The sequence below is a fragment of the Clostridium sp. CM039 genome (assembly GCF_055081075.1).
The window spans coordinates 925,139-951,722 of record NZ_CM143649.1; the positions used below are offsets into that span (position 1 = coordinate 925,139).

The following is a 26,584-nucleotide window of genomic DNA, read 5'->3' on the forward strand; positions in this document are numbered from 1 at the left end:
TATTATTTTTTTAGTATACTCTTATAAATTTCAAAATAATTTTTCCAAAACTTCTCTATAGTAAAATTATTTACAACAATGTTATATAACTTTTCACCCTTTATGTTTAAATTGCTCTTATCTAAATATGCTTCTTTCATAGCTTTATAAATATTTTCGTTGTTTTGATTCTTCACTTTATACCCGCTGTCTTCGCCTAATATACTTTGTAAGTCGCCCACTTCAGTATAAATCAAAGGTTTCTTTACAATTGCTGATTCTAAAACCGTTAAGGGTGGTGCTCCACCCTCGCTTAAAGAAGCTAAAACACTAACATCAGAGGCGTTTATATAGTCTATTGGATTAGAAACATTTCCGGTCATTATAACTTTATTTTCTATTTTTAGCTCCACTATTAACTTCTCTAGTTCGGATTGTAGCTCACCATCACCAACTAAAAGCAATTTTACATCATGAAATTCAATAGTAAGTTTTCTAAATCCCACTATAACTTCTCTATGATTTTTTATAGGATGTAATCTCGCAACCATAACATATACAAAATCATTCTTCTTTAAATTCAAATTATTTCGTATATCTTCTGTTGGCGTCACAATACTAATTTTCTTTATATCTATACCATTATTTACAACTGATTTACTTCCTTGAATATTTTTTTCTTCTAATAAAACCTTCAAATTATTTGATACACAAATATAATTATTAAAGCTCTTTAGACCCTTAATACTCAGGGGAGTAAAAATAAAATATTTCACTTTATTATTAAGGAAATCATATCTAAAATCACTGTGAACTACAGCTACTGTAGGTACGTTTAATTTACTTTTTAAAATTAAATGCATTAGGAATGGCTTTGCCCCATGGAAATTTACTAAACTTATCGAATTGCATCTTATAAAATTCACTAGCTCAATATTATTAAGCTTCTTACTAAAAAGTTTGTAGCTAATATCCATAACTCTAACTTTTGAGTAAAGTGGACCTTCTCCCAAGCAACCGACTATATTCTCAAATTTGTTATTGTATTTACTGCATATGTTTAATACGTGTTTTCCACCACCACCATTATCATTTCCAGATATGACATGCAAAACTTTAATATGGATCCTCTCCTTTACTTCTCTGATGTTAATAACAATTATTTACGTTTATACTTGTCCTTTATTACCATTAAAATAAACTTAGGTATAGATGATAATCTTTTAATTCTAAATGGTTCTTTCGCAACTCTGTAAAACCATTCCATGCCTATATTTATCATCCATTTAGGTGCACGTTTAACATTACCAGCTATAATATCAAAACTTCCTCCAACTCCCATAAATACTTTGCAAGGAAGTCTGTCCATATATTTCGCTATAAATACTTCTTGCCTTGGGCATCCCATAGCAACAAATAAGACTTGTGGACTAACTTTTTCTATTTCTTTTAATAGTTCTTCACAATTGTCCATTTCGAAATATCCATCATGACTCCCTAAAATATTTAATTTGCGATATTTAGTTCGCAGATTAATATTGCACATATTCACTGTTTCCTGGGTGGACCCTAACAAATATATTCCTTGGCTTTCTTTTTCACATTTTTTTACTATACAATCCATAAGTTCTACACCAGCAATTTTTTCTTTCACCGGTTGACCTACAATTTTAGAACATATTACTGTACCAATTCCATCTGGAATAATGATTGAATTTTTACTAGTGAAATTTTTTAACAATAAATTATTTTGTAGCCCACTAAAAAGAACTTGTGGATTTCCTGAAACAATATGTACCTTTTTAAAACTGTTTATGTTTTTAAACAATTCTTCTATGGTATCATTAAAAATTTCGAATTGAAAAATTCTTGTTATCATAAATAAAACCCCTCCAAATTAACAACTACCTAATAAGCGCCGTCTTTTTTAAACACAGATACAACTGTTAAGAAGATAATTTTTATATCTAATTGGACTGAAAAATTTTTAATATAATCCAAATCATAAGTAACTGTTTTCCCTAGTTCGATTTCTCCTCTTCCACTAATCTGTGCAAGTCCAGTAATTCCTGGCAAAACTAAGAGTCTTTGGTAGTAGCTTTCGGGATAATACTTAACTATCTCTGGTATTTCAGGCCTAGGACCTACAATGCTCATTTGTCCAAACAAAACATTGAAAAATTGTGGAATCTCATCTAGGCTGTTGCACCTTAAAAATTTTCCAACCCTTGTTATTCTAACGTCCGACTTGTCTTGAAACACAAAATTCTCCAAATCAAACGGATCTATATTAAGTTCTATTTTGCTTTCAGCTTGAGCTATCATAGTTCTAAATTTATAAATATTAAAGTTTTTTCCATCTTTACCTACCCTAACCTGCTTAAATACAGTTGCTCCTTTTGAATCTAGTTTAATAGCAATAATGATAATTAAATATATAGGCAATAATATAATTATACCTATAAAAGATAATGTAATATCCATTAATCTCTTAAGTCCAAATTGAAGCCTCTTATTCTCAATATGCGCTTTTTTATCTATATTTATCATATTGCGTTAACTCCTACTTTCTGATGAATATTTAAGCGTCCCCCTGTATTTCTAAATTTCTTCACCAACTTATATATTCAAATTATTTGTTGATGCGTTTAATAAACTTTCAGCTGTAGCTACTATAAACCAAAAATATGTTGTAACTTTAGGCACAAAAAATAGATTGTCTGATAAATTCATAAAATAGAATGCTACCATCGATGCCAATGCACCCATGTAAAAAGCTTGCAAAAATTTGTCATCTGTTATAGTAATTAATTTTTTCAATCTAATAAGCACTGTTATTAAAATTACTAAAAGAGATGTTATTCCTATTATGCCCAATTCACTTTGAGTCTTTAAATAAGAACTATGTGTAGGATATCTTGTATACGAGTTGTAGCTTAGGCCTTTATACTTATTAATATATTCGTTATACCTACTGATATAATTACCATTACCAACTCCTAGAATTGGATGTTCCTTAATCATCATTAGAGCCGTTTTCCACAATTTAATTCTAGCCACATTTTGTCCATTATTTGTTAAATCCTTAACTGTATCAAGAACCGCCGGACTAAATAAAGCCAAAATACCTACCCCTCCAAAAACTACAATTAATTTTAAACTATACAGCACACATAAAACCGCTGCACCGATACAAACGCCTAATAAAACATTTCTAGAATAAGTCATAAGTATATTGAGAAATATTAGAATTGATATTATTCCATACATACTTTTTAATTTTTTATTTTTTTCATAAATTGTTAGCATTACTAATGGAAAAATAATTAAAATAAGAAAGCCCGCATATGCATTAGGATTTTGCATTGTTGCAGCAATCTTACTTGCTCTATATCCATAGGAGTATTTCACAATAAACCTTTTATCTAATCCAATTATTGTAAAGTATTGAATTATACCAAAAATACTCAAGACTCCTGATGTGAATATAAAGCATCTCAATAAGTTTTTCACTAATTTTTTTGTATTAAATTCATACTTAATTATAAAAAATATAAATACATATGTTAAAAATCTTGCGCTTTCGCTTAATGCTAATCCCTTTTCTAATGCATAAAAGGTTGATAATAACATAATACCCAATAACATCACTATGCAAATACTTAAAGTACTACTAAAGAAGTCTCTAATCCCATAAAGAAACCTTCCCCTCGTATCCTTATTAAAAATCAACTTTATGAGATATAAGCACATAATTATTCCTAATAAAATATCTGAAACAGATACTCCTTTTAAATTTGTTCCCTCTTGAATCAGAGGCATTATCACTATATAAGCACACATTAAATAATACAAAATACTACACTTAGCTTTCATTTTTTACACCTCTTTATAGACTAATATTATAATTTTTATAAATTCATCAATATTTTTTCTAATTTTCTTGTTATATCCTCTCTAGCATAATTCTCCATAACATAAGCCCTTCCATTTTCACCCAACCTATTTCTAAGCTCCATGTTATTATATAACTTTAACACCGCTTCTGCAATTTCTTTTGAATTTTCTGGTTCTACTACAATTCCTGCATTTGCACTGTTTATTAGTTTAGCAGCTTCACCCTTTACTGGTAAAATAATAGGTATTTCTGAAGCTAAGGTCTCAAACATTTTTGAAGGTAGAGCACCTTTAAAAAGTTCTAACTTCTTTAAAGGAATTATTGCAGCATCCATAGAAGCTACAATTTTAGGCATATTTACCTTTGGCTGAAGAGGTAAAAAGGTAACATTTTTTAATCCTTTTTCTTTTGCCATATTTACAAGATCTTGTTTTTCCGGACCATCACCTACAAAAACAAATTGAATGTTTTTTTCCTCTTTTACTATCTCTGCTGCATTTATTATAACTTGTAGTCCTTGTGCAAGTCCATGAATACCAGCGTAACATAGTGCAAACTTATTTTCCACTCCAATTTCACTTCTAAAGTTCTCATCCCTATTTTCACTTTTAAATAGCTTTGTATCAACTCCATTAGTTAGCAGATGTACTTTGTTTTTATCAAATCCTCTACCGACTATATCACCAACTATTCCTTCTGTTTGACAAGTAACAGCTACTGCACGTCTATAACAAAATTCTTCTAACCATACAGACATTTTAATGAATAACTTATTATGAAGCACACCTAATTTTATAGCTGATTCTGGCCATAAATCAGATATGTTAAAAACAAATTTAGCTTTTTTAAGCTTAGCTATTACATACCCTGAAAAGCCTAGAAACAGTGGTGGAGATTCCGTTATTACTACATCCTGCTTATTTATATGAATAGCCCCTTGAAGTACAGAAGAAAAAGTAAAAGATAAATAATTTCTTAATCTCTTAGTAAAACTCTTAGATTTTGTAGCATAAATACTAGTTCTAATTATCTTTATACCTTCAATTTCTTCTAGGACCACCTTATTACCTTTATAATCATCAAAAATCTCTCCTCTAGGGTAGTTAGGCATTGCTGTTAATATTGTAACTTCATGGCCGAATTCCTGTAATTTTTTAGCAAACTCAAAAATTCTATTTTGAGGTGCCCCCACCTCTGGGGGACAGTACTGAGTTAAAAATAAAATACGCATGTTTTCACCTCTATTGTTTGTTTATAATTTTTAAAATTTTCTCTGCAGCATGGCCATCTCCAAAAACATTTTGCTGAGATTTATTTGGCATAAAATTAACTATGCCCTCTAAAATCTTAGTTTTATCAGTTCCAACAATAATATTCCATCCATTTTCTACTGTTTCTACCCATTCTGTTTCTTCTCTCATAGTAATACAAGGCTTACTCATAAAGAAAGCTTCCTTTTGAACTCCACCACTGTCTGTGACAATCTTTTTACAGTACATTTCTAAAATGATCATGTCTAAATACCCAACTGGGTCAATTATCTTTATATTATTATTAAATTTCAAACCATAATCATCCATATATTTTTTTGTTCTTGGATGTAGGGGTAATATTATTTTTTTGCCGCTCTCATTTAATGCCTCACTAATATTTCTTAATCTATTTATATCATTAGTATTTTCTGCTCTATGTATGGTAGCTAAAATAAATTCTTCCTGGTATAAATTAAGTTTCTTCATAATCTTAGACTTTTCTTTTGAAATCTTTGAAAAATTAAGGGTCGCATCATACATTACATCCCCTACATTATGAACACCCTTAGTTATGCCCTCAGTACTTAGGTTTTTAACCGCTGAAGTTGTAGGTGCAAACAGATATTTTGAAATATGATCTGTTAAGATTCTATTTTGTTCCTCCGGCATATTCATGTTAAAGCTTCTAAGTCCCGCTTCTATATGTGCTACTGGAATACGTAACTTACTTGCACAAATTGCTCCAGCAAAGGTTGAGTTCGTATCCCCATAAACTAAAACCATATCTGGCTTTTCTTTTATATAAATTTCTTCGAGCTCTATTAACATCCTACCAGTTTGCATGCCGTGTCCACCTGAACCTACCTCTAAATTATAACTAGGCTTAGGTATTTTAAGTTCTTCGAAAAAAATCTTTGACATATTTTCATCATAATGTTGACCTGTATGTATTAAAATTTCTTCATGCTCATTTCTAATTATATTCGATACTGCAGCTGCTTTTATAAACTGCGGTCTTGCTCCTACGACTGTTAATATTTTCATATAGACTCCTGACTTTTAATAAGTTTTTTTAATAAAGTTTTTTATAAAAATTAGAATTGCACTTCCTTTTCAAATCATCATTTATAAACTTTCTATAATACTCATCAGTTCTCTAGTTAAATTTTCTCTGTTGTACTTTTTAACTTTTTCCCAATGAATATCTAACTTTTCCTGCGTGCCTTTCCAAATGCCATAGGATTTATATATAACTGCTTTAATTTCATCTATTTGTTCAGGATGACAACAAAATCCTGTGTTCGTATCAAGTATTAAATCTTTAGCAACACCGTCCGGTACAATGCCTATAACAACCCTTCCACTTCTTATGTACTCAAATATCTTTCCTGTATATACGCCTTCGCTTCTTTCAAAAGCTCCTATAATTAGAAGCGCTGCTGAAGAATTTTCTAATTCCCTCAAACTTTCTTTATGGGGCAAATATGATATAAATTCAATAACCTTATCATATTTTGCAAGAAAAAACGTAATATCTTCCTGGGCATCCTTGCCTATTTGCCCGACAAATCTAATGATAAGCTCTTCCAGTTTTATTTTTTTATCCTCAATAAGCCTATCTATAGCTATTAAGAAATTCTTTGGTGATATCTTCCCATACAGGGTTCCATTATAAGTTATAATATATTTGGGAGGTATCCTATCTATATTATAATCATCAAAATCATCCTCATCATATCCATTAGTAATTATTTTAAATTTATCTGCCCTCTGATTCTTATATCTATCAATAAAATCATCTATTATAGGTTTGCTTACAGATATTACAACATTCGCTTTTTCAATAACTGTCGTCTCCATCCTTTCATTTTTTCTCTTAGCATAGGGCGTGTAATCTGCGAATGGGTTAGTTACCCATTGGTCACGAAAGTCAGCAATCCACGCTATGTTAGATTTTTGCTTTAATTCACAAGCAATTAAATGCCCAGTATATGGTGCTGAGGTAGAGTATATTATATCAATTTTTTCTTCCTTAATTATTTTAAGTCCTAATTCTACCGCATCTTTTTTCCATGAAATTTTATCATCCGGTATGTACATATTTCTATAAATATTTAATAAGGTTTTTTTTATTTTTCTCTTAACTTTAGATTTAAGTGTAATTTCAGAGGTTATTTTTATTATATCCTCTTTATTTTCAACCTTCATGGTTTTAACATGGGTTATATTCCTATTAGCAATAGTATTGACAATAAAATTATCTCTTTGCATAGCCCTAAATACCTTTATTCCATCCGTTGATTCAGCTTCCAAAGACTCATCCTTTATAGTGCTCTTTTCATTATTTACAGTAAGCACGTTTACGTTGTATCCAAATTTCTTTAGAAACTTAGCAAATTTTAAAGTTCTCTGAACTCCTGCACCTCCTAGTGGTGGGTAAACATAAGCTACAATTAATATGTTTTTCATTATTAACACCTCTCATTGTCCTAACTCTTAACTAACAGATTTCCCTTCTGAATATATCATTAGTATCATCACTACAGTAAAAACAAAAGCAGGCACTACACTTATTGGATCTCTTGAGGCCATAAAAGATTGGCCTGTAATATTTCCATAAACTAAGAGACATAAAAGCCCAATAATTCCTGGCCATTTAAATTCTTTGAAATCTTTCTTATTATTTTTAATTATATCCAATACTGACTTTATTAAGCTGCTTAGCCAAGCTAACATAAAAGTAAAAGTAAATATAATTCCAAATTCTGTAATTAAATTAAGAATTATATTATGAGCATCAATGTACAATTTTTTAGGGTTTCCACCATATTGTAAATAGTAATATTTAAAGTGCCCTGGTCCCACACCAAAATAAAAGTGGTCATTTATCATTTCAAAAGCTAAGGCCCATATTGGTCTTCGACTTTTAGTTTGCTCTATTAATCTTTTAAGCATTCTGGCATTGTTGCTGACTAGGTCTTCTATACTGTTTATCTTTATGTCTGTTGCAATTTCTTCAACTTCCCACCTATGCATAACATTAAATGTCATGCAAAAAATCACAACTATAGAAATTAGTATATATTTTTTCCAATTATTTATATCTACTATAATTACAATAAAAAAACACATAGCTAATGTTAGTAGAATGCCCCTTGATTTTTGAGTACTAAAATTAATTATTTGAATTAATAATAAGAATATATATATTTTATTATGTCTCCCTGATAGCTCCTTATTTATAGCATATAACAATATAAAAGGCATTACTATTATAGTATATCCAAGCATGAAATTGCTACCTAATACCCCATAGAGATGCTGATTATTGCTACGTACAATTAAATTATATAAAGTTACTATTATATCTGGTATTGATGATAACGTAACTCCAATACATAAATAGAGCAATATATCCTTGTAAAACTCTTTATTGCTTTTTTTATAGCAAAGTATACCTATGCTATAGGTCATCATTGAAACCATGTTAAGTAGCACTAGCTTAAATGCTTCTAAAACATGAATACTTAGCATAGAAGATATAGTCGCTAATAATAACAATATAATATAGAGTACACTTAGCTTGGTGTATTTAACCGTAAGCTTTGAAAAATCAAATCCTCCATATTTAAATTCGCGAGCCATATTTGTTAAATATATAGCAAAATAAGCTAAATATACCACTTCACCTATCCCAGCTATATTTAACCTATTCATAATATACAATGCCATAGGTATTATTGGTATTGCTACCGCGTAAACTAAACTTGCGGTAACAAAATCTTTAAACATTAAAATCAAACTACAAATTACGAACAAGGTTACAAATATGCTACTTACGAACATGAGCACATTTGATGTACCCATCTTTATAAACAACCCTATTTCTATAACAGCATATAATATTAGAATTATGTGAATATACTTTTTCAAATAATAGTAATACTCTTTAATCTCTTGCGTTAATTGCATTTTTATCCTCCTACATAGTTTCTGATATTTTCAAATGACAAGTGCATTGCAAGCTAGAATATACCATTACTATTTACTAACCTTCTCAAGTGTTTTATATATATCATTCATGATTTTTGCATTGTCAAACCAATTATACCTCTCCCGGACTAATCTTCTTGCATTTTTTGAAAATTCCTTCATTTGATCTTCATTTTCAATGATTTTCATAAGTTTTAATGTTATATCATAACTACTCTTTTGCTTGATTACAAAACCGTTATAGTTATTAAAAATTATCTCTTTTAATCCACCTACATCTGTAGTTATTATTGGCCGTCCACACGCACAGGCCTCGACAGCTGAAACTCCAAAACTTTCACTTAAGGATGGCAGACATACTATATCCATCTTGTTTATGTATTCAGGTACTTTTTCATTATCTATTTTACCTGTAAATGTAACCTTAGAATTTAAATTTAATTTCTTTACTAAAGACTTAAGCTCTAATTTTTGGGTACCATCTCCAACAATTAAAAGTCTTAAATCTTTGGTTCCACTGTATTTACGTATAAGCTCTGAAAATCCCTCAATAAGATAATTTAACCCGTATATTTTTTCTAATCCCTTAATAACACCTATGGTAATATAACTACTATTTAGTATAGGTGTGTTACATTTAAATTTATCTAAATCTACACCAAAGGGGGTTACCACTATCTCTTTGTTGTAGTATTTTTTTGTTTCCTCAGTCATACTATAACTTGTAGAGCAAACTTTATCCGCTCCTTTTAATATATACTTAAGTAGCAATTCTTTAGCTTTATTATCTTTAGGGAACTCATACACATCGCTACCCCAAACAGATATTACAAATGGATGGAAATTGCACATTCTCCCATAAAGTCCATAGCTAGTAGCATAGTGACTGTGTAATATATCTGGATTAATGTCTTTTACTAATTTTTTAATTGATTTAATTAATAAAAAATAACTTAACTTATTTGTACCTATAGTTCTTAACACATGCAAATTTACATTGTTTTCATACACATAATCTGTTTCTCTCATAGAAATTATATGAATCTCATTACCAAGTCTCGCAAAATATTGAACCCATTTTCTTGTATGTATACTATGTGCATCTGCTAAAAAGCAAATTTTTCTCATAAATTTCCTCCTGTTCTTTTACACTATTTAAGTATAATTAAGAATCTTAGAAAGTTATCTTTAATTACTCATTCTTTATTGTTTCTAAAAGCTTCTCAGGAGAATTTACTATAATATTTATTATCCTCTCTGTTACTTTTCCATCCAACTTATAGAAATTTTCATGGATATACTTTTGCATGTCGTGGTTTAGTGTCACGTCACCTATATTTATTTTAATCATACACTCTAAAAGCTCATTTTCATCCTTAACTCCAAAGGATACCCCCTCTTTAACAAAACCACCAGCATCATTATATTTAGGGAGTAATATACATATAGAAGGTTTATTAATAAGTGCCGCTTCTACAACTACTGTAGAATGTACGCTTACTACCAAACCACTCCATTTAATTAATTCATACAAATCTCCATCCTTCATTATTTTACAGTTTTTAATGTGGAACTTTTCCACCATAACTTCATAAAATTCAAAATTCAAATCTACAGGATGAAGTTTTATAATTAATTCGTAATCTTCCTTCATTAAATTTAATGCCTTAAATAGCATTAAGGTAGCCGGTTCAAGTAAATCCCTAAAATATTGGGTGGCATAAAGTATTCTCAGTGTCCCATTTTTTTTAGACTTTTTCAAATATCCATTTTGAACTAAAATGTCTGTTCTTACTTGACCAACTACATTAACATTTTCTTTATTATATACATTTGTATAAGCTATCAATAATTCTTTATACTTTCCCCCCCAGACAAATGTATTACGTGGCACCAACAAATCTTTATACTTTGAATTAATTATGTAAGTAGATGAGGTTTCATTTATTATTCCATGTTGCACAGCATAAGTATCTATATTCAACTTATTTCCTGCGACTATAAAGCACCTTCCCCTGTCGCCTTCTCCTACTACCAAACATTTTTTACTTTTCAACTTTCTAATAATTTTTCCTGCCATTAATAGTTCATATAAATAGGAAAGATAACTCGTTCTTAAATCCTTCATCACAAATCCTAAAAGTATATTTTTAAGATCAAGTTCATTTAAGTGAAAATCTAACTTATCTAAATAAATTAAATTATCTACTAATAAATTATTATTTACATTTTTCTTGGCTTTAAGCCTTTTGTATAAAATAAATAATTCAAATGGTACAAAATTTTCATGACAATTTAGAGTCTTATCTATGATGTATTTATTGTTTAAGAGTTGAAAATTTAAAATATTATAAGTGTCTTTTAATTTATTTATAACTTTCCCTAATTGAGTATCGTAATAGCCATCGGTATTGCCTTTAACTAAGTTTAAACTTGAAGCATGTGAAATAATTAAAAATGGTTCTTTATAATTTCTACTCTTCGTTAAAAAGTTTTTAAATATAAATTTGCAGTAACTCCCTATTCCCCTAATAAACCGTTTAGTTAACTTGCCTTTACTTATAGCTTGAATGTTTTTTTTACTATAAATTCTCTCACATTTAAGGTTGAATACCTCTACACAAACCTTTTCCATAAAGTCATCATCTGTTTTTACTTGTATTTCTTCATTCGTTTTATACTTAGCATATCTTATAACCATAATACAGAAAATCAAACCATTTAATTTTCTATAAATAGTGGGTCTACTAAAAATATATAATGGTATTTCATCATATAAATATAACTCTTCAAGCTTTAACCCATTAACCTTTTGATTTTCTAAATAAGTTAAATACTCAAAAGCTTCCTTTTCTGCGTTTATATTTCCTATATATTCAAATAAATCCACAACTTTTCTATCTATTATCAGTTCTTTTTTTTGTGCTGTATAGATTAATTTAACCATTAAATCATCTCCTGCGGAGCTGCAATATCAACGACTTCAGAAGGAGATTTGTACTCCCACTTATAGAAGTGGGACACTTTCCTTCTGAAATGTCGTTGAATCATCTCTATTAACTTATTTTTGCATTAATTTTCCACTGATTTTTTTAATCTCATATCCTAATACAATTAATGTTGCTATTAATATTCCATATCTCAAAACCCAATTGTTTTTGACTATAAAAAATATTACACTGCTAAGTACTATGTATAAAATGCCATATGCAAAAGGTTTAAACGTATAAATTCTTACGTCTAATATGCGTAAAGATATATAATAATGATATAAAAATAATAAGATATACGATATTATTGTTGTCCATGCCCCTGCAACTGCGCCGTATCTTGGAATTAAAATATAATTTAATACACCATTTATTAAAGCTGCAATAAGGGTTCCTAGGGAAAGGAACTTTGTATTTTTAGTATAGAATTCAATATTAGCTGGTATACTGTATAGAAATTGAAAATAATATCCTATTATGATTAATGGAACGTAATCTAACCCTTTATAAAATTTTTTTGTACCCATTAGTTTTCCTATTTCAGGAGATATAAATATAAGTATAAACCCCATCACAGAAAACAACATAATATAACATTTAATTTTCAGCTTTATGTCATCATAATTTTTTTCTTTCATATTCTCATAAAACCACGGTACCCAAGCCTTATTACACGCCAACCATACAATATACATTATCATTCCAATTTTATATGCAAAGGTATATATTCCTGCAGCACTAGATCCTATCATACTATTTATCATAACCGTATCCACAGACTGCAAAATCACGCCTGATAAAAGATGTACAATTGCCGGTATAGATATGGCTAATCCATACTTCCAGTATTCAAAACTAATTAGTTTTTTGCCTTTTTTCATAGCAATTACATATAAAACTGTACCGTAAATTAAAGCTACAATAATTAAAGAACCAATCCTACCATAATACTTATCACTTTTAATATTACTTATGAGTATTATAGCCAGAATTGTGTTTATAATAGCACTACTTATTGATATAAGTAAATATTTCTTATATTTATATTCAGCATTTAATTTGGCATTAGAAAAATCCACGATAAATCCAAAAAAACCTTGAATAATAAGGAAGATGACTAATATAGAATTTAAATTTATAATAGAAGATATTTGCTTTTTAAACACAAATCCAATTATAAGCCACATAATAGCAAATAGTGTGACTAAAAAAAGTATAGATGAAGCATACTCATCATATCTTTCCTGAAAATCCACTTTGGCATTATTAACTGTAGCCAATAGCCCTAATGTAATTATAGTTGTAAAAACGGAAAGCCATGTGGTATATACCCCAGTTATTCCATAATCACTAGTACTAAGTAACCGCGTAAAAATAGGCATAGTTACAAATGAAATGCCTTGAACAAAAAAGGTCCCTATAGTAAACCAAATTCCACTTCTCACCAATCTGCTTTTGTACAATTTCTTTATAAAATCTATATTCATATTATCTCCTATCCACCTTACCAATGTATCATAACCCTCCACTAAAGCGGCTTAATTAATGACTTTCGCCCTTAAATGCAAATAAATAACAGAGTTATTTATTGCATTCTTTTATTATTTCACATACCTTTGCAATGTCTTCTTTTTTAAGTCCAACAGAACTTGGAAGATTTATTCCACGCTGATAAAGCTCATTTGTAATACTTAAATCCCCATGTGTACAAGTTTTATATGGAATCATATCATGTATAGGCATAAAGAATGGTCTTGCCTCTACTTTTTCTTCATTAAATTTTTGTATAAGCGCGTCGCGAGTTATACCATACTTTTCTTCAACTAGGATTGAGTATAGCCAGAAACAATTTTCTACATTCTCTTTTTCTATCGGTAAGGTAATTCCTTTAATTTCACTTAATAGTTCATTGTAATATGCTGAATTTTGTCTTTTAATTTTTAAATATTCTTTAATATTTTCAAGTTGAGCCACTCCAAATGCAGCCAAAAGATTTGGCATTCTAAAATTATATCCTATTTCTGGATGATAGAACGCTTTATTTTCAGTAACTACTTTTGTTTGAGTGGATAAAAATTTCGCTCGTGCGCCATATTCTGAATTATTAGTTACAAGCATTCCACCTGCTCCAGTAGTTATAATTTTGTTCCCATTAAAACTAAAACAGCCTATATCCCCTATGGTACCTGTCATTCTGCCATTAAAAGTAGATCCTAATGATTCAGTTGCATCTTCTATAACAAATAGATTATGTTTTTTAGCTATTTGCATTACTCTATCCATATCTACAGGATGGCCATAAATATGTACTGGCATTATAGCCTTTGTTTTAGGTGTTATTAATTCCTCTATCTTTTCTGCATCCATGACAAAGGTATCTCTACATACATCTACAAATACAGGCTGTGCTCCTACGTATTTTAAAGTGTTAACTGGTGATATAAAAGTTAAAGATGGAACTATAACTTCATCTGCGTATCCTATTCCAAGGGTTACTAACGCTAATTGAAGTGCTGATGTACCATTATTTGTGACAACTGCACTTTTGCTACCTACATATTCACTAAATTTTTCTTCAAATAAATTAACATAACTACCTACTGAAGATACCCAATTAGTATCTATACAGTCCTTAACATATTTAAGTTCATTTCCTCTAATTTCTGGTATACATAAAGGTATCATAACAAAACCCTCCCGCTTTTTAAACATTATTCTTTTGCTAAATATTATATATGTCTGTCTTAAAATGTTGCATATTATTTTTTATCCAATCTACTGTCGCTTCAAGACCTCTGTCTATAGTGTAATTAGGCTTCCAGAGCGTTAATTCCTTTATTTTAGTATTATCAGCCCATAATCTATTAACTTCGCTGTTTATAGGTCTTAACCTTTCATCATCGCAAATAATTTTTACATCCTTACCTATTATACTTATTATTTTTTTAACTGTTTCTCCTATAGTTATCTCGTGATTTGAACCAGCATTTATAACTTCACCATTAGTTTTTTCACTCTCTGCTATTTTTATGAATGCCTGGGCAGTGTCCAATACAAAGTTAAAGTCTCTAGTCGGAGTTAGGCTTCCAAGCTTGATTTCTGTTTTCCCTGCGAGTATCTGTGATATTATTGTTGGAATTACAGCCCTTGCAGATTGTCTTGGTCCATATGTATTAAACGGTCTAATAGTTGCTATAGGCATATTAAAACTTTTATAGTAACTTTCCGCCATTTTATCTGCTCCTATTTTTGATGCTGAATATGGAGATTGACCCTGCATTGGGTGTTTTTCATCAATTGGTACATAAAGTGCTGTTCCATAGGTTTCAGACGTTGATGTGTGTACAATCTTTTCTACCCCATATTCTCTGCAGGCTTCTAAAACGTTAGTAGTGCCTTCCACATTTGTTCTTACATAGGCCATAGGCGATAAATAAGAATACGGGATTGCAATTAGTGCAGCAAGATGAAACACTACCTCTTGTCCTTTAATAATTCTTTTCATTCCATCGTATTCTCTTATGTCTCCAGTAACAACTTTAATACTTTCTTTTACTGACTTATCAAAAGTATCAATCCATCCCCAGTTATTAAATGAATTATATTGAGCTAGGGCTGTAACATCTGCTCCAAGTTCCACCAATCTTTCTGTTAAATGGCTTCCTATAAAACCTTCTGCACCTGTAACTAAAACTTTTTTCCCTTGCCAGTTCATTTCATCTACTCCTTTCTTATAGTTTAAAATATTTGTTAATATCCGTGTTGGCCATTTTATAGTCTTCCATTCTACCTATATCTTTCCAGTATTCAGTTATCTCATAAATACCTGACGTGCAATTATTGTTAATTGCATCTTCTATTAAATCAGTCATATTATAGACTCCATCTTCCTGTATGTATTTTATAATTTCAGGATTAACAGCATATACTCCACCATTAATGTGAAATTTATATGTAGGCTTCTCTTCTACAGACTCTATAATCATATTATCAGTGACTAAGACTCCATAAGGAACGTTAATTTCATAATTTCTAACACCTACAGTTATATTAAAGTTATTATTCATATGATGATTTAAAAATTTTTCAAAATCAATTCCTGTTAATATATCTCCGTTTATAACTATGAAAGGTTTTGTAAACTTTTCTTTTACTAATGCTATTGAGCCTGCTGTGCCTAGTTTTTTAGTTTCTCTAATGTATTCTATGTTTACATCAAATTCTTTTCCATCTTTAAAGTGTTCCTCTATCATTTTCCCTTTGTAATTAAGAGAAATAATAAAGTTCGTAAACCCATATTCTTTAAATTGTTCTATTATAAGCTCCAAGATAGGTTTATCACCAACTGTTAGCATAGGTTTAGGTAGTGATTCAGTTAATGGTCTTAACCGGGTTCCCAAACCTCCTGCTAAAATAAAAACATAATTTAGCTTTTTATCATAAGATAATATGTCATCTAAAAAATATAAGTCTATGAGCTTTTTATTTTTATCAATAACAGGTACCTGCCTTATCTTTTTCTTAATCATATACTCTTTTGCTTTCTTTTTGCCATACTCTTCTGTAACAAATTTAAAATCCTTAAAATATGTATTCTCTATACCCTCATTTATACTGTGGCCTTTAAGTATAGCACGCCGTATATCCCCATCTGTAATAGTTCCCACTAATTCATTATTTCCATTTACAACTAAAGCTCCCCCTGTTAAGTTTTTATCTATAACCTTCATAGCTTCTTTTATAGTAGAATTCACTCCTATACAATAATCATCAATTGGAAATTTCATAACATCACCTACACTTTATAATTTTCGATGGAATTCCTACAGCAACTGCATTATCTGCTATATTTTCAATAACCACAGCTCCTGCTCCAATAATTACATTATTCCCTATATGCACTGATTGAATTATAGAACTTCCCATACCTATATGGGTGTTACACCCTATGCTAACTCCGCCAGCTAAACAAGCCTTAGGTGAAATATGTGTATTCCTTTGCAGCTTGCAATCATGTTCTATTACTGCACCGGTGTTTACTACGCAATTTTCTTCTATGTAAGCTCCTGGATTGATTATGGCTCCAGGCATTATACAAGTTCCTCCTGCAACATTTGCATAAGGTGAAACCATTGCATCCTTATGTATAAGTACCGGTATGTTAAACCCTATAGCTTTTAAATTATTATATATATTTTCGCGAGTTAAAATGTTTTGGAGTGCACCAACACATACAAATGCATTTTTTACACCAGTATTATATAATTCTTCTAAAATGCTATCATCGCCTATTATAGGTATATCTAATACAAATTTATCGTAGTTATAATCTTTATCAGTTACCCCCACAATATTATATCTAGAAGCACTTTTTATAATGTCTATAATAACCTTGCAATGGCCACCTGCACCTACAAGTACGATTTTCTCCATAATCTCACCCCTAACTATCAACTAATACGTTATCCTTTTTTGTATAAGTTCCCTATCTATCTTTATCTCACTTAAAATTTGTGCTATTTTACCACTTGCATTCCCATCACCATAAGGGTTTGTGCAGTTTTCTAATTGCTTCTTAAAGTTCTCATCGTCTATTGATTTTTTAACGCCTGCTTTTACAGCTTCCTTTCCATAAGGTACGTCTATTATATTGAGGGCTCTTAGTCTTCCGTCCTGCCTTGACCCTATGTTTACTACAGGCAGTTTAAAGCTAGGTGCTTCAATTATACCTGACGATGAATTTCCTATCATTACCTGAGCTATACTTAAAAAACTTAGGTATTCTACTTGACTTAAATTTCTAAATACTTTTAAAAATGGATATTTAGCGCTATACTCCTCAATAACCCTTATAATTTCGCTTCCTCCATTATCACTGTTAGGATATGAAACTATAGTTTGATATCCAAGTTCTACAACCGCATCTAAAGTTTCTCTTACTTGCCATTCCACCATGTCCCTTTCTGTAGTTACTGGGTGCTGAGTCATTAAAAATATCTTATCATCTTTTAATTTAAATTTTTCTAGTATTTCTTCCCTTGATAAATATTTTGCTTTCGCAATATAATCAAGTCCCGGCGCTCCTACTACAAAAATATTTTTTTCCTTCTCCCCTAATTTAATTATTCTTTGCATGCTGTCCTCATTTGCTGGAAAGTGAATATGAGAAAGTTTAGTTATAGCGTGCCTTACAGACTCATCTACTGTTCCCGTTACTTCTCCTCCATGAATATGAGCCACAGGAATATTCATATGGATAGCTACAGTTGCTGCCGCTAGCATTTCTCCTCTATCACCTAGTATTAGTACTAGGTCCGGTTTTATTTTATCAAAGCTTTGAGCCATACCTATAATTGAAAGTCCTATAGATTTAGCCATTGCCGCCCCTGTATCAGAAGCTAAAACAGTTTCAAATTTATCTGATACTACAAAGCCATCTTTTTCTATTTCATTTATAGTCATGCCAAATTCAGGACATAAATGCATTCCACAAACGATAAGCTTAAGATCCAATTCCTCATGTTTTTCAATTTCTTTAAGAACATGATAAAATATACCATAATCTGCTCTCGTACCTGTTATAACTGCTATTTTTCTTTTCATATTTAATCTCCCATTCTATAATTGCATATTCTATGTACTCATGTTCCATGAGCTCGAAATAATTTAGCTAATTTTTATTCCACCATGTTTAAGGATATTTGCTCATCAATTTTTATATCTCTATTAGTTTTTCGCCCAACAATATCAATGTAGAATTTAGGCGAAAGTCCGTTTCCTGGTCTTTTATAATCTAAGTCCGAGAATCTTATACTCTCCCCTGCTTTTATATATCTAACTGCGACTATACTTTTTCTAGCTGCCTTAATGGTATCAACTTCACTAAAATTATACATTTTAATTCCAGTTCCGAGTGCTATTTCTACATCTCTAATCGCTTTAACCATCTCTTTTAGCTCTATTGGATTCAGAGAAGCTTTATGATCTGGCCCTTCCATACTTTTGTCCATTGTAAAATGCTTTTCTATTATATTTGCTCCCATAGCCACTGCTGCAATAGGCACTGTTATTCCTTCAGTGTGATCGGAATATCCAGACACAATTTCAAAAGATTTTTTTATGGTATTCATTGCATTCAAGTTAACACTTTCTAATTTAGCTGGATAATTTGAAGTACAGTGAAGCACTGCTATTTCTTTATTACCCAGGAAATTTATTACATTTATTGTTTCTTCGATTTCTGAAAGTGTCGCCATGCCAGAAGATAAAATTATAGGTTTATTAAATCTTGCTATATGTTCTAAAAATGGAATATTAGTTAAGTCTCCCGAACTAATCTTAAAAGCCTCCACGCCTATAGACGCTAAAAAATCAGCGCTTTCAAAATCAAAAGGTGTAGATAAAAACATAATTTCCTTATGTATACAGTATTCTTGTATTTCTATAAAACTTTCGTGCGATAGTTCTAGTTTCTTTAACATATTAAACTGTGAGTCAATTTTTCCTATGTTGTCCTTTTGATATTCAGCCATTTCTGCATATCCAGTAACTAATTTTTCTGTAATAAATGTTTGAAATTTTATGGCATCGGCCCCTGCAAATACAGCTTTATCTACCATCTCTTTTGCTATTTTTATGTCTCCATTATGATTAACCCCAGCCTCTGCTATAATAAAAGTTGAATTTCCATCGCCTATAGCCTTATTTCCTATCTTAAACATGAATACTCGTATCTATTATCATCTCTACAATTCTTGCATCGAGCATCGTGTCAATATCTATAGAGCTTTCCTTGTTCATTACATAAGGGATTGTGTTTTCATCAACAAATTTTTTTTTGTTAACTAACATATCATTTGAATTTATATATAGTGCACCATTAAATATATAAAAAGCAGGTAAGTCTTGCCTTCTGATATTTGTTCCTTCAAAACTTATAACTTCTTTTAGCTTTTCATTTTCTATGCTTCTCATAAGTACAGGATTTTCATAGGCTTCACATACACTTACTAAAGAGGTACTATTACTCTCAATAAGCTTTTCTATAGATTCATCCAGGTGCTTAAACGTTCTTAATGGAGATGTGGGTTGCAATAATATTACGTAATCAAAACTTATATTATTTTTTTTGTAAAAATCTATTGAATGTATAACTACGTCTATGGATTTTGAAGTATCATTTGATAGTTCTTCTGGTCTTAAAAAAGGTACCTTAGCCCCATATTGCTGTGCTATAACCTTAATAACCTCACTATCTGTTGATACAATTAATTCATCTATATATTTAGATTTTTTTCCTGATTCAATTGTATAAGCTATAAGTGGTTTACCACTTATAGCCATAATATTTTTATTTGGTATACCTTTCGAACCACCTCTTGCTGGAATAATAGCTAGAAACTTCTTATTCTTATACATAATTATCACCTTTTGCTTCCTTTTATTGATTTTTAAGCAATTGATCCTCTGGTACAGATCGAAGCACTTTAGCTGGATTACCAACTACGATTTTACCTGCTTCCACGTCTTTTGTGACCACACTACCTGCTGCCACAAAACCATCTTCATGTATAACAATACCTGGTAGGATAACTGCTCCTGCTCCAATTCTACCACCTTTTTTTATAGTTACCCCTTTGAACTTTCCAAATCTTTCTTTTGATCTGCCTGCATAATTATCATTAGAGGTTGTAACACATGGCGCAATAAATACATAATCCTCAACTTCTGAATAAGCTGTTAAATATACATTAGTCTGTATTTTGCAATTAGAACCAACCTTACAGAAATTTTCAATAGTTGCTGCGCGGCCGATAATTGTTTTTGAACCTACAATTACATTTTCTCTTATTACAGCAGTGTCAGCAATAAGTGTTTTTTCTGCAATTGCGCATCCACAATAAATAATCACTCCTGCCCCTATAATGCAACCTTCACTTATTTCAGCTGGAAGCAATTTTTCCTCACTTTTGAATATACTGTTTACTGATCTCATAGGTTGTTTACCTATTACCGTATTATCATCTATTCTAACATTATCTGCTATAACAGTTCCTATGTGAATAACTACATTACTTCCTATAATACAATTTTCACCTATTACTACATTATCTTCTACTACCACAAAATGTCCCATTGTTACATTATTGCCAATTTTGCTTTTTTCTGAAACATAATTCATAAAAATACCCTCTTTTCATATAATATCTTCAAAATTATTTTTTCATTTCGAGTGTTGAGAAATCCCCCATTGGAAATTTAACTGGGAGACCTGTAAGTCTTGATTTATAAGCTGCAAGTATAATAGACATACCTTTTTTTCCTTCTTCGCCATTTATAAGCGGTTCTCTATGCATATTTATAGCATCTATCATATCTTTAAATAAGGGGGTATGTCCGAAGCCATATACTGAATCTGGATTTCCCTTTTGCTGCGTTAATATTTCCTGCTCAGTATCCTTATTATCAGCAAATCTCCAAGTTTCTATTGAATTAACTGCAATGCCTCCGATAGAAACAGTACCAGTTTCACCAAAAATGCTCAATGTTTCTTCCAAGTTCTTAGGATATACACAAGCCGATCCTTCAACTATACCTATAGCTCCATTTATAAATCTTATAATTATTGCTCCAAAATCCTCACCTTCTATATCTCGAAGGAAAGTACCACACTGAGCATAAACCGTATCTATTTCTCCACCCATCATCCATTGTAATAAATCAATATTGTGAATACATTGATTCATTAAAGTACCACCATCCAGGCTCCACGTTCCTCTCCAAGGTGCTTGCGTGTAATATTCCATATTTCTATTCCAAAGAATTCTCGCTGTTCCATTAACTAATTTTCCAAACCTGTTTTTGTCGACTGCAGCTCTAAGTTTTCTTATTGGCTCATTAAACCTATTTTGGTGACTAACACAAAGCTTTACATTATTTTCTCTTGAGCATTTAATCATTCTATCAGCATCTTGAATAGATAATGCCATTGGTTTTTCAACAATTACATGTTTCCCACTATTCATGCAATATATAGCTATTTCTGGATGATACCCACTTTCAGTAGCTATAGAAACCATATCAATATCAGTTTTCTCAAGCATTTCTTTATAATCTATATAAACTTTTACATCTGAATTTTCACCTATTGCTTCTATATACTCATCTCTTTTGGAATTAGCATTAACTTCTAACACATCGCAAACTGCTACAAGTTCAACTTCTGTTTTATTTTGTGTTATAGCCTCCACGTGTTTGTATGCTATTCTTCCACATCCTATTATTGCAATTTTTAATTTTTTCATTTAAACCCCTCCTTGCAATTACTCTTAAAGGTGCCTTCCTAGGATTTTGGCATGCAATATTATAAAATATTTTACAATGCTTGCATGCATTATTTAGAGTTTATTTATCTTTTCTCTATTATTTACAACATGCTTTGTAGCATTTCTAGTATCATATAGTAAGCTAGCTTCTTCAACAATTTTTTCATAATTATAACCACTATGATCTGTGGTTATTACTACTATATCCGCATTTTTTATTTCATATTCCCAAGTTACAGATACATATTCTTTACCCTTGTGTGTGAATTTTTTAATAAATGGATCATTTATAATTATATCCGCACCATTTTTTTCTAATTGATCAATAACCTTTAATGTTGGTGATTCTCTCACATCATCTATGTCTTTCTTGTAAGCTACACCCATAAGGAGAACTTTTGCTCCGTTTAGTGCCTTTTTATTACCATTTAAAAGTTTCATAACATTTTCAAGCACAAATTCAGGCATATAATCGTTAATTATACCCGACGCTTCTATTAATTTTGTATGATAATCATACTCTTTTGCTTTCCACTCTAGATAGAATGGATCAAGTGGTATACAGTGTCCACCAATCCCTGGGCCTGGGTAGAATGGCATAAATCCATAAGGCTTAGTTTTAGCTGCATCTATTACTTCCCAAACATCTATATTCATCCTTTTACACAGAATAGCCATTTCATTAGCTAGTGCTATATTTACATTTCTAAAAGTATTTTCAAGAATTTTTTCCATTTCAGCCACTGCTGGAGAAGACACTTCCAATATTTCTCCCTCTAGTACACTTCTGTACAACATTCCTGCTACTTCAGTACAATTAGGAGTACATCCTCCAACTACCTTTGGGGTGTTTTTTGTATTAAACTGCTTATTCCCTGGATCAACTCTCTCTGGAGAAAATGCCAAGAAAAAATCTACTCCACATTTTAAACCTGATTCTTCAAGTATTGGTTTTAGTACTTCCTGCGTTGTTCCTGGGTATGTAGTGCTTTCGAGTACTACTAACATCCCCCTATGTAAATACTTAGCTACACTTCTAGTTGATTCCACTACATATGATAAATCCGGTTGCTTATATAAATCTAGTGGCGTAGGGACTGCAATACACACTGTATCAACATCCTTAACAAAGCTAAAGTCTGTGGTAGCTTTAAGTTTTCCTTCTTGTACTAATCTAAGTAAATCTGAATCTACAATATCACCAATGTAATTGTGTCCCTCATTTACCATTTGAACCTTTTGATCTTGAACATCAAACCCTATTACTTCATATCCTACTTTAGCCTTTTCTACAGCTAATGGCAATCCCACATAACCCAAGCCTACTACACCAAGTTTAGCTGTTTTATTTTTCAATTTTAATAATAACTCCTCTTTAAATTGAAACATTTTGTTACCTCCTATAGCCTTAGATCATATGATTTTGACAAATCTTTTATCAACAGCTTCATGGCTACATTTTACCACATTATAAGTTCCTACCCAAAACCTCTCAATATATTTTTTATACTAGCATATAATATTTTACCCCAAATATTTCTATTTGTTCAATCTATGGGAGTTTATTAACTATTTATTTAAAATTTCTTAAAAATCAAGTAATCTATTTTCTAATAAATTTACTTGGTTCATCCCCAATACTGAGCGCACCAAATAAAAAAAAGCCAGTTTCACTTGGCTTTTTACTAATACTCTCTGTTATAAATTATTACTACATTTATTATAAATTTCTTTAAAGGTATCGTTATCCTTAATAGTTAGGAGATATTTCATAAATGCTTCTTTAAGATCATCTCTTTTAAGTGCATATTCTACATTTGCTTCTAAAAATCCTTCTTTATCCCCTACATCATATCTTCTGCCATCAAAATTATAAGCATACATATTTTCCTCTGCTATTAAAGTTTTTAAAGCATCTGTAAGTTGAATTTCCCCACCCTTACCAGGCTTTGTATTTTCTAAAATATCAAATATTCTAGGTGTTATAATATATCTTCCGAGTATTGCTATGTTTGATGGTGCTTCGGATGCGTTAGGCTTTTCAATAACATCTTCAACCTTATAAACTCTATCTTCTACTGAAGTTCCCTTTACTATGCCATATTTGCTAACTTCACTTAAAGGAACCTTTTGAACTCCTAAAATTGAAGTTTCATATTTGCCGTAGCAATCTATGAGTTGTTTTAAACAAGGTACTTCACTATCCACCACATCATCGCCCAACATTACAGCAAAAGGTTCGTTCCCCACAAAGGTTTTTGCACAACCTATAGCATGACCTAGTCCTTTAGGTTCTTTCTGACGTATGTAATAAATGTTTGCCATATTAGATATATCCCTAACCATTGTTAAGGTATCTTCCTTACCGTTCTTCTCTAATTGTTGTTCAAGTTCAATCGACTTATCAAAATGATCTTCGATTGCTCTTTTATTTCTTCCTGTTATAATTAATATTTCCTCAATCCCAGACGCAACCGCTTCCTCTATAATATACTGTATTGTTGGTTTATCAACAATTGGTAACATCTCTTTCGGTTGTGCCTTTGTTGCTGGCAAAAATCTTGTACCAAGCCCCGCTGCTGGAATTATAGCTTTTTTTACTCTCATAGTTTTTCTCCCCTCAAATAATGCATTTCTATATTTCAACCTTATTTCTCAAAATTCATTTGATAAAACTTAAAAATGAAATCTTGCCTTTTTCTTTTTTAAGTTTTATTTCTAAGACTTCCAATGAGGAAACATTATTAATAATGTTAGTTTGATTTTCAGCAATCCAGTTATATACAGCTTGATTTTTATGTTTTATAATTGCATAAGCTTCTTTTATCTTCGTTTTTCTGCTCGTAATATTATGTCCGTCACTACCCACCAAATGTATCATGTTCCTTTTTACAAATTCTTCAGCTGTTTTTTTAACTTCCTTACCATAATCACCTAATAAACTACCAGAATTTATTTGCATCAATACCCCTTGGTTAATTAAATTAATAACTAAATCATAATTTTTCATAATCCTAAGATTTCTCTCTGGATGTGCTAAAATGGGTTTTGCCCCAAGTAACATTAACTCATAAAATACATCTTCAGTGTACAGAGGAAACTGCCCCATAGGAAGCTCAATAAGTAGATATTCCGAGTCGTTAATTCCCCAAATCTTCTTTTCTTTATAGAGTTTTGGCAAATCGGGGTGCATATAAATTTCTAGTCCAGATAAAATCTTAATATTAAGATTTTCTTCTCTAGAGGCTAAAACTAATCTATCTATTTTTTCAATATATTCCTCGTGACTAAATTCAAATTCTTCAGTTATAAAATGAGGAGTAGCACAAATATATTCTACACCTTCACTATCTGCTGTTTTCAACATTTCTATGGACATGTCTAAGTTTTTTGATCCATCGTCAATAGCATATATTATATGACTATGAAAATCTATCATAAATTTACACCTTTTAAACCTTTAGTTTTCATTTCCATAATAGCCCTTATAATATTTTCCATAATAACCGCTTACAGATTGAGGAACTTTATTAAATACAACTCCCAGTATCTTTCCACCAACCTTATCAATCAATTGTTTCGCATCTACCAATGCTTTTTTTTGAGCCTCACCATATGAAGCTACAAAAATCACGCCATCTACTATTGTAGATATAATTTGTGCATCCGTTACCGCAAGAACTGGTGGTGCATCAATAAGAACTAAATCAAATTCACTTTTTAGCACTTCAATAAAGTCCCGCATTTTTTTACTTCCTAATAATTCTGCTGGATTTGGGGGCACCGGACCACTAGTTAGTATAAAAAGATTATTAACAGTTGACTTAACAACACATTCCTCTTTTTTCACACCTTGAACTAATATATTTGTTAATCCTACAGAATTGGTAATTCCCATTTTCTTGTGGATTGAAGGTTTTCTAAAATCACAATCTACAAGAATAACATTTTTACCACTTTCAGCCATAGTTATAGCTAAATTTGACATTACTGTACTTTTACCTTCTCCAACGCCAGATGAAGTAACTACTATGGATTTATATTCTTTATCCAAGGAAGAGAATTGAATATTTGTTCTTAATGTTCTAAAAGCTTCTGCCGTTCTAGATTTTGGATTTCTTAATGTTACTAATTTTTTTAACATAT

General features: G+C 30.8%; 24 protein-coding genes. All 24 read right to left on the bottom strand.

Annotation, left to right across the window (positions count from 1 at the left end; all coding sequences use genetic code 11):
- Positions 1-2: 2 nt before the first annotated feature.
- Positions 3-1,091: a glycosyltransferase gene (locus ACWJJ2_RS04405; protein ID WP_253198292.1), complete on the bottom strand. Its 1,089-nt coding sequence runs from the start codon at positions 1,089-1,091 to the stop codon at positions 3-5.
- Between the two features lie 47 nt (positions 1,092-1,138).
- Positions 1,139-1,858: a WecB/TagA/CpsF family glycosyltransferase gene (locus ACWJJ2_RS04410; protein WP_216304311.1), complete on the bottom strand. Its 720-nt coding sequence runs from the start codon at positions 1,856-1,858 to the stop codon at positions 1,139-1,141.
- A gap of 29 nt (positions 1,859-1,887) precedes the next feature.
- Entirely contained in the window at positions 1,888-2,529 is a 642-nt protein-coding gene (locus tag ACWJJ2_RS04415; RefSeq protein ID WP_216304312.1) for a sugar transferase, read from the bottom strand.
- Between the two features lie 69 nt (positions 2,530-2,598).
- Positions 2,599-3,855, bottom strand: coding sequence for an O-antigen ligase family protein (locus ACWJJ2_RS04420; protein ID WP_462952999.1), 1,257 nt, complete (start codon positions 3,853-3,855; stop codon positions 2,599-2,601).
- Between the two features lie 35 nt (positions 3,856-3,890).
- A complete protein-coding gene (locus tag ACWJJ2_RS04425; protein ID WP_462953892.1) occupies positions 3,891-5,108 on the bottom strand; it encodes a glycosyltransferase family 4 protein in 1,218 nt (405 codons plus the stop codon).
- 10 nt (positions 5,109-5,118) lie between these two features.
- Positions 5,119-6,174 (bottom strand): non-hydrolyzing UDP-N-acetylglucosamine 2-epimerase, encoded by a 1,056-nt coding sequence (gene wecB / locus ACWJJ2_RS04430; RefSeq protein WP_462953893.1) that lies wholly within the window; start codon positions 6,172-6,174, stop codon positions 5,119-5,121.
- 81 nt (positions 6,175-6,255) lie between these two features.
- On the bottom strand, positions 6,256-7,599 hold the full coding sequence (locus tag ACWJJ2_RS04435; protein WP_220286822.1) for a glycosyltransferase: 1,344 nt from the start codon (positions 7,597-7,599) through the stop codon (positions 6,256-6,258).
- 27 nt (positions 7,600-7,626) lie between these two features.
- Positions 7,627-9,102 carry an O-antigen ligase family protein gene (locus tag ACWJJ2_RS04440; RefSeq protein ID WP_462953894.1) on the bottom strand — a complete coding sequence of 492 codons (1,476 nt, stop codon included), beginning with the start codon at positions 9,100-9,102 and terminating at the stop codon, positions 7,627-7,629.
- A gap of 69 nt (positions 9,103-9,171) precedes the next feature.
- A complete protein-coding gene (locus ACWJJ2_RS04445) occupies positions 9,172-10,251 on the bottom strand; it encodes a glycosyltransferase (RefSeq protein ID WP_462953895.1) in 1,080 nt (359 codons plus the stop codon).
- Positions 10,252-10,315: 64 nt separating this feature from the next.
- The gene (locus ACWJJ2_RS04450; RefSeq protein ID WP_462953896.1) at positions 10,316-12,070 is read right to left on the bottom strand and encodes a hypothetical protein; all 1,755 of its coding nucleotides are present in this window, start codon (positions 12,068-12,070) and stop codon (positions 10,316-10,318) included.
- Between the two features lie 114 nt (positions 12,071-12,184).
- Positions 12,185-13,600: a lipopolysaccharide biosynthesis protein gene (locus ACWJJ2_RS04455; protein WP_462953897.1), complete on the bottom strand. Its 1,416-nt coding sequence runs from the start codon at positions 13,598-13,600 to the stop codon at positions 12,185-12,187.
- Positions 13,601-13,694: 94 nt separating this feature from the next.
- Positions 13,695-14,798, bottom strand: a complete 1,104-nt coding sequence (locus ACWJJ2_RS04460) for a LegC family aminotransferase (RefSeq protein ID WP_220319729.1) — start codon at positions 14,796-14,798, stop codon at positions 13,695-13,697.
- A 37-nt stretch (positions 14,799-14,835) separates the two neighbouring features.
- A complete protein-coding gene (locus ACWJJ2_RS04465; RefSeq protein ID WP_216304322.1) occupies positions 14,836-15,828 on the bottom strand; it encodes an NAD-dependent 4,6-dehydratase LegB in 993 nt (330 codons plus the stop codon).
- Between the two features lie 16 nt (positions 15,829-15,844).
- A complete protein-coding gene (locus ACWJJ2_RS04470; protein WP_462953898.1) occupies positions 15,845-16,900 on the bottom strand; it encodes a nucleotidyltransferase family protein in 1,056 nt (351 codons plus the stop codon).
- A gap of 4 nt (positions 16,901-16,904) precedes the next feature.
- Complete coding sequence (locus ACWJJ2_RS04475; protein ID WP_216304324.1) at positions 16,905-17,546, bottom strand: acetyltransferase; 642 nt, start codon at positions 17,544-17,546, stop codon at positions 16,905-16,907.
- A gap of 21 nt (positions 17,547-17,567) precedes the next feature.
- Positions 17,568-18,716, bottom strand: a complete 1,149-nt coding sequence (gene neuC / locus ACWJJ2_RS04480; RefSeq protein ID WP_462953899.1) for a UDP-N-acetylglucosamine 2-epimerase — start codon at positions 18,714-18,716, stop codon at positions 17,568-17,570.
- A 74-nt stretch (positions 18,717-18,790) separates the two neighbouring features.
- Complete coding sequence (gene neuB, locus ACWJJ2_RS04485) at positions 18,791-19,834, bottom strand: N-acetylneuraminate synthase (RefSeq protein WP_462953900.1); 1,044 nt, start codon at positions 19,832-19,834, stop codon at positions 18,791-18,793.
- Positions 19,827-20,531: an acylneuraminate cytidylyltransferase family protein gene (locus ACWJJ2_RS04490; RefSeq protein WP_462953901.1), complete on the bottom strand. Its 705-nt coding sequence runs from the start codon at positions 20,529-20,531 to the stop codon at positions 19,827-19,829. The genes neuB and ACWJJ2_RS04490 overlap by 8 nt, the downstream gene beginning before the upstream one ends.
- A 22-nt stretch (positions 20,532-20,553) precedes the next feature.
- The gene (locus tag ACWJJ2_RS04495; RefSeq protein WP_216304328.1) at positions 20,554-21,294 is read right to left on the bottom strand and encodes an N-acetyltransferase; all 741 of its coding nucleotides are present in this window, start codon (positions 21,292-21,294) and stop codon (positions 20,554-20,556) included.
- A gap of 34 nt (positions 21,295-21,328) precedes the next feature.
- Positions 21,329-22,417, bottom strand: a complete 1,089-nt coding sequence (locus ACWJJ2_RS04500) for a Gfo/Idh/MocA family protein (protein ID WP_462953902.1) — start codon at positions 22,415-22,417, stop codon at positions 21,329-21,331.
- Between the two features lie 93 nt (positions 22,418-22,510).
- Positions 22,511-23,827 carry a nucleotide sugar dehydrogenase gene (locus ACWJJ2_RS04505; RefSeq protein ID WP_216304330.1) on the bottom strand — a complete coding sequence of 439 codons (1,317 nt, stop codon included), beginning with the start codon at positions 23,825-23,827 and terminating at the stop codon, positions 22,511-22,513.
- A 309-nt stretch (positions 23,828-24,136) separates the two neighbouring features.
- Positions 24,137-25,045: a UTP--glucose-1-phosphate uridylyltransferase GalU gene (gene galU, locus ACWJJ2_RS04510; protein ID WP_216303549.1), complete on the bottom strand. Its 909-nt coding sequence runs from the start codon at positions 25,043-25,045 to the stop codon at positions 24,137-24,139.
- 55 nt (positions 25,046-25,100) lie between these two features.
- On the bottom strand, positions 25,101-25,877 hold the full coding sequence (locus ACWJJ2_RS04515) for a tyrosine-protein phosphatase (RefSeq protein ID WP_216303550.1): 777 nt from the start codon (positions 25,875-25,877) through the stop codon (positions 25,101-25,103).
- Between the two features lie 21 nt (positions 25,878-25,898).
- Positions 25,899-26,582 carry a CpsD/CapB family tyrosine-protein kinase gene (locus tag ACWJJ2_RS04520; RefSeq protein WP_165413615.1) on the bottom strand — a complete coding sequence of 228 codons (684 nt, stop codon included), beginning with the start codon at positions 26,580-26,582 and terminating at the stop codon, positions 25,899-25,901.
- Positions 26,583-26,584 lie beyond the last annotated feature (2 nt).

What these genes read in the sequence shown, in the direction of transcription:
- ACWJJ2_RS04410 (WP_216304311.1), bottom strand. Translation starts at nt 1,858, where the DNA reads ATGATAACAAGAATTTTTCAATTCGAAATTTTTAATGATACCATAGAA.
- ACWJJ2_RS04415 (WP_216304312.1), bottom strand. Translation starts at nt 2,529, where the DNA reads ATGATAAATATAGATAAAAAAGCGCATATTGAGAATAAGAGGCTTCAA.
- ACWJJ2_RS04420 (WP_462952999.1), bottom strand. Translation starts at nt 3,855, where the DNA reads ATGAAAGCTAAGTGTAGTATTTTGTATTATTTAATGTGTGCTTATATA.
- ACWJJ2_RS04425 (WP_462953892.1), bottom strand. Translation starts at nt 5,108, where the DNA reads ATGCGTATTTTATTTTTAACTCAGTACTGTCCCCCAGAGGTGGGGGCA.
- wecB (WP_462953893.1), bottom strand. Translation starts at nt 6,174, where the DNA reads ATGAAAATATTAACAGTCGTAGGAGCAAGACCGCAGTTTATAAAAGCA.
- ACWJJ2_RS04435 (WP_220286822.1), bottom strand. Translation starts at nt 7,599, where the DNA reads ATGAAAAACATATTAATTGTAGCTTATGTTTACCCACCACTAGGAGGT.
- ACWJJ2_RS04440 (WP_462953894.1), bottom strand. Translation starts at nt 9,102, where the DNA reads ATGCAATTAACGCAAGAGATTAAAGAGTATTACTATTATTTGAAAAAG.
- ACWJJ2_RS04445 (WP_462953895.1), bottom strand. Translation starts at nt 10,251, where the DNA reads ATGAGAAAAATTTGCTTTTTAGCAGATGCACATAGTATACATACAAGA.
- ACWJJ2_RS04450 (WP_462953896.1), bottom strand. Translation starts at nt 12,070, where the DNA reads ATGGTTAAATTAATCTATACAGCACAAAAAAAAGAACTGATAATAGAT.
- ACWJJ2_RS04455 (WP_462953897.1), bottom strand. Translation starts at nt 13,600, where the DNA reads ATGAATATAGATTTTATAAAGAAATTGTACAAAAGCAGATTGGTGAGA.
- ACWJJ2_RS04460 (WP_220319729.1), bottom strand. Translation starts at nt 14,798, where the DNA reads ATGATACCTTTATGTATACCAGAAATTAGAGGAAATGAACTTAAATAT.
- ACWJJ2_RS04465 (WP_216304322.1), bottom strand. Translation starts at nt 15,828, where the DNA reads ATGAACTGGCAAGGGAAAAAAGTTTTAGTTACAGGTGCAGAAGGTTTT.
- ACWJJ2_RS04470 (WP_462953898.1), bottom strand. Translation starts at nt 16,900, where the DNA reads ATGAAATTTCCAATTGATGATTATTGTATAGGAGTGAATTCTACTATA.
- ACWJJ2_RS04475 (WP_216304324.1), bottom strand. Translation starts at nt 17,546, where the DNA reads ATGGAGAAAATCGTACTTGTAGGTGCAGGTGGCCATTGCAAGGTTATT.
- neuC (WP_462953899.1), bottom strand. Translation starts at nt 18,716, where the DNA reads ATGAAAAGAAAAATAGCAGTTATAACAGGTACGAGAGCAGATTATGGT.
- neuB (WP_462953900.1), bottom strand. Translation starts at nt 19,834, where the DNA reads ATGTTTAAGATAGGAAATAAGGCTATAGGCGATGGAAATTCAACTTTT.
- ACWJJ2_RS04490 (WP_462953901.1), bottom strand. Translation starts at nt 20,531, where the DNA reads ATGTATAAGAATAAGAAGTTTCTAGCTATTATTCCAGCAAGAGGTGGT.
- ACWJJ2_RS04495 (WP_216304328.1), bottom strand. Translation starts at nt 21,294, where the DNA reads ATGAATTATGTTTCAGAAAAAAGCAAAATTGGCAATAATGTAACAATG.
- ACWJJ2_RS04500 (WP_462953902.1), bottom strand. Translation starts at nt 22,417, where the DNA reads ATGAAAAAATTAAAAATTGCAATAATAGGATGTGGAAGAATAGCATAC.
- ACWJJ2_RS04505 (WP_216304330.1), bottom strand. Translation starts at nt 23,827, where the DNA reads ATGTTTCAATTTAAAGAGGAGTTATTATTAAAATTGAAAAATAAAACA.
- galU (WP_216303549.1), bottom strand. Translation starts at nt 25,045, where the DNA reads ATGAGAGTAAAAAAAGCTATAATTCCAGCAGCGGGGCTTGGTACAAGA.
- ACWJJ2_RS04515 (WP_216303550.1), bottom strand. Translation starts at nt 25,877, where the DNA reads ATGATAGATTTTCATAGTCATATAATATATGCTATTGACGATGGATCA.
- ACWJJ2_RS04520 (WP_165413615.1), bottom strand. Translation starts at nt 26,582, where the DNA reads ATGTTAAAAAAATTAGTAACATTAAGAAATCCAAAATCTAGAACGGCA.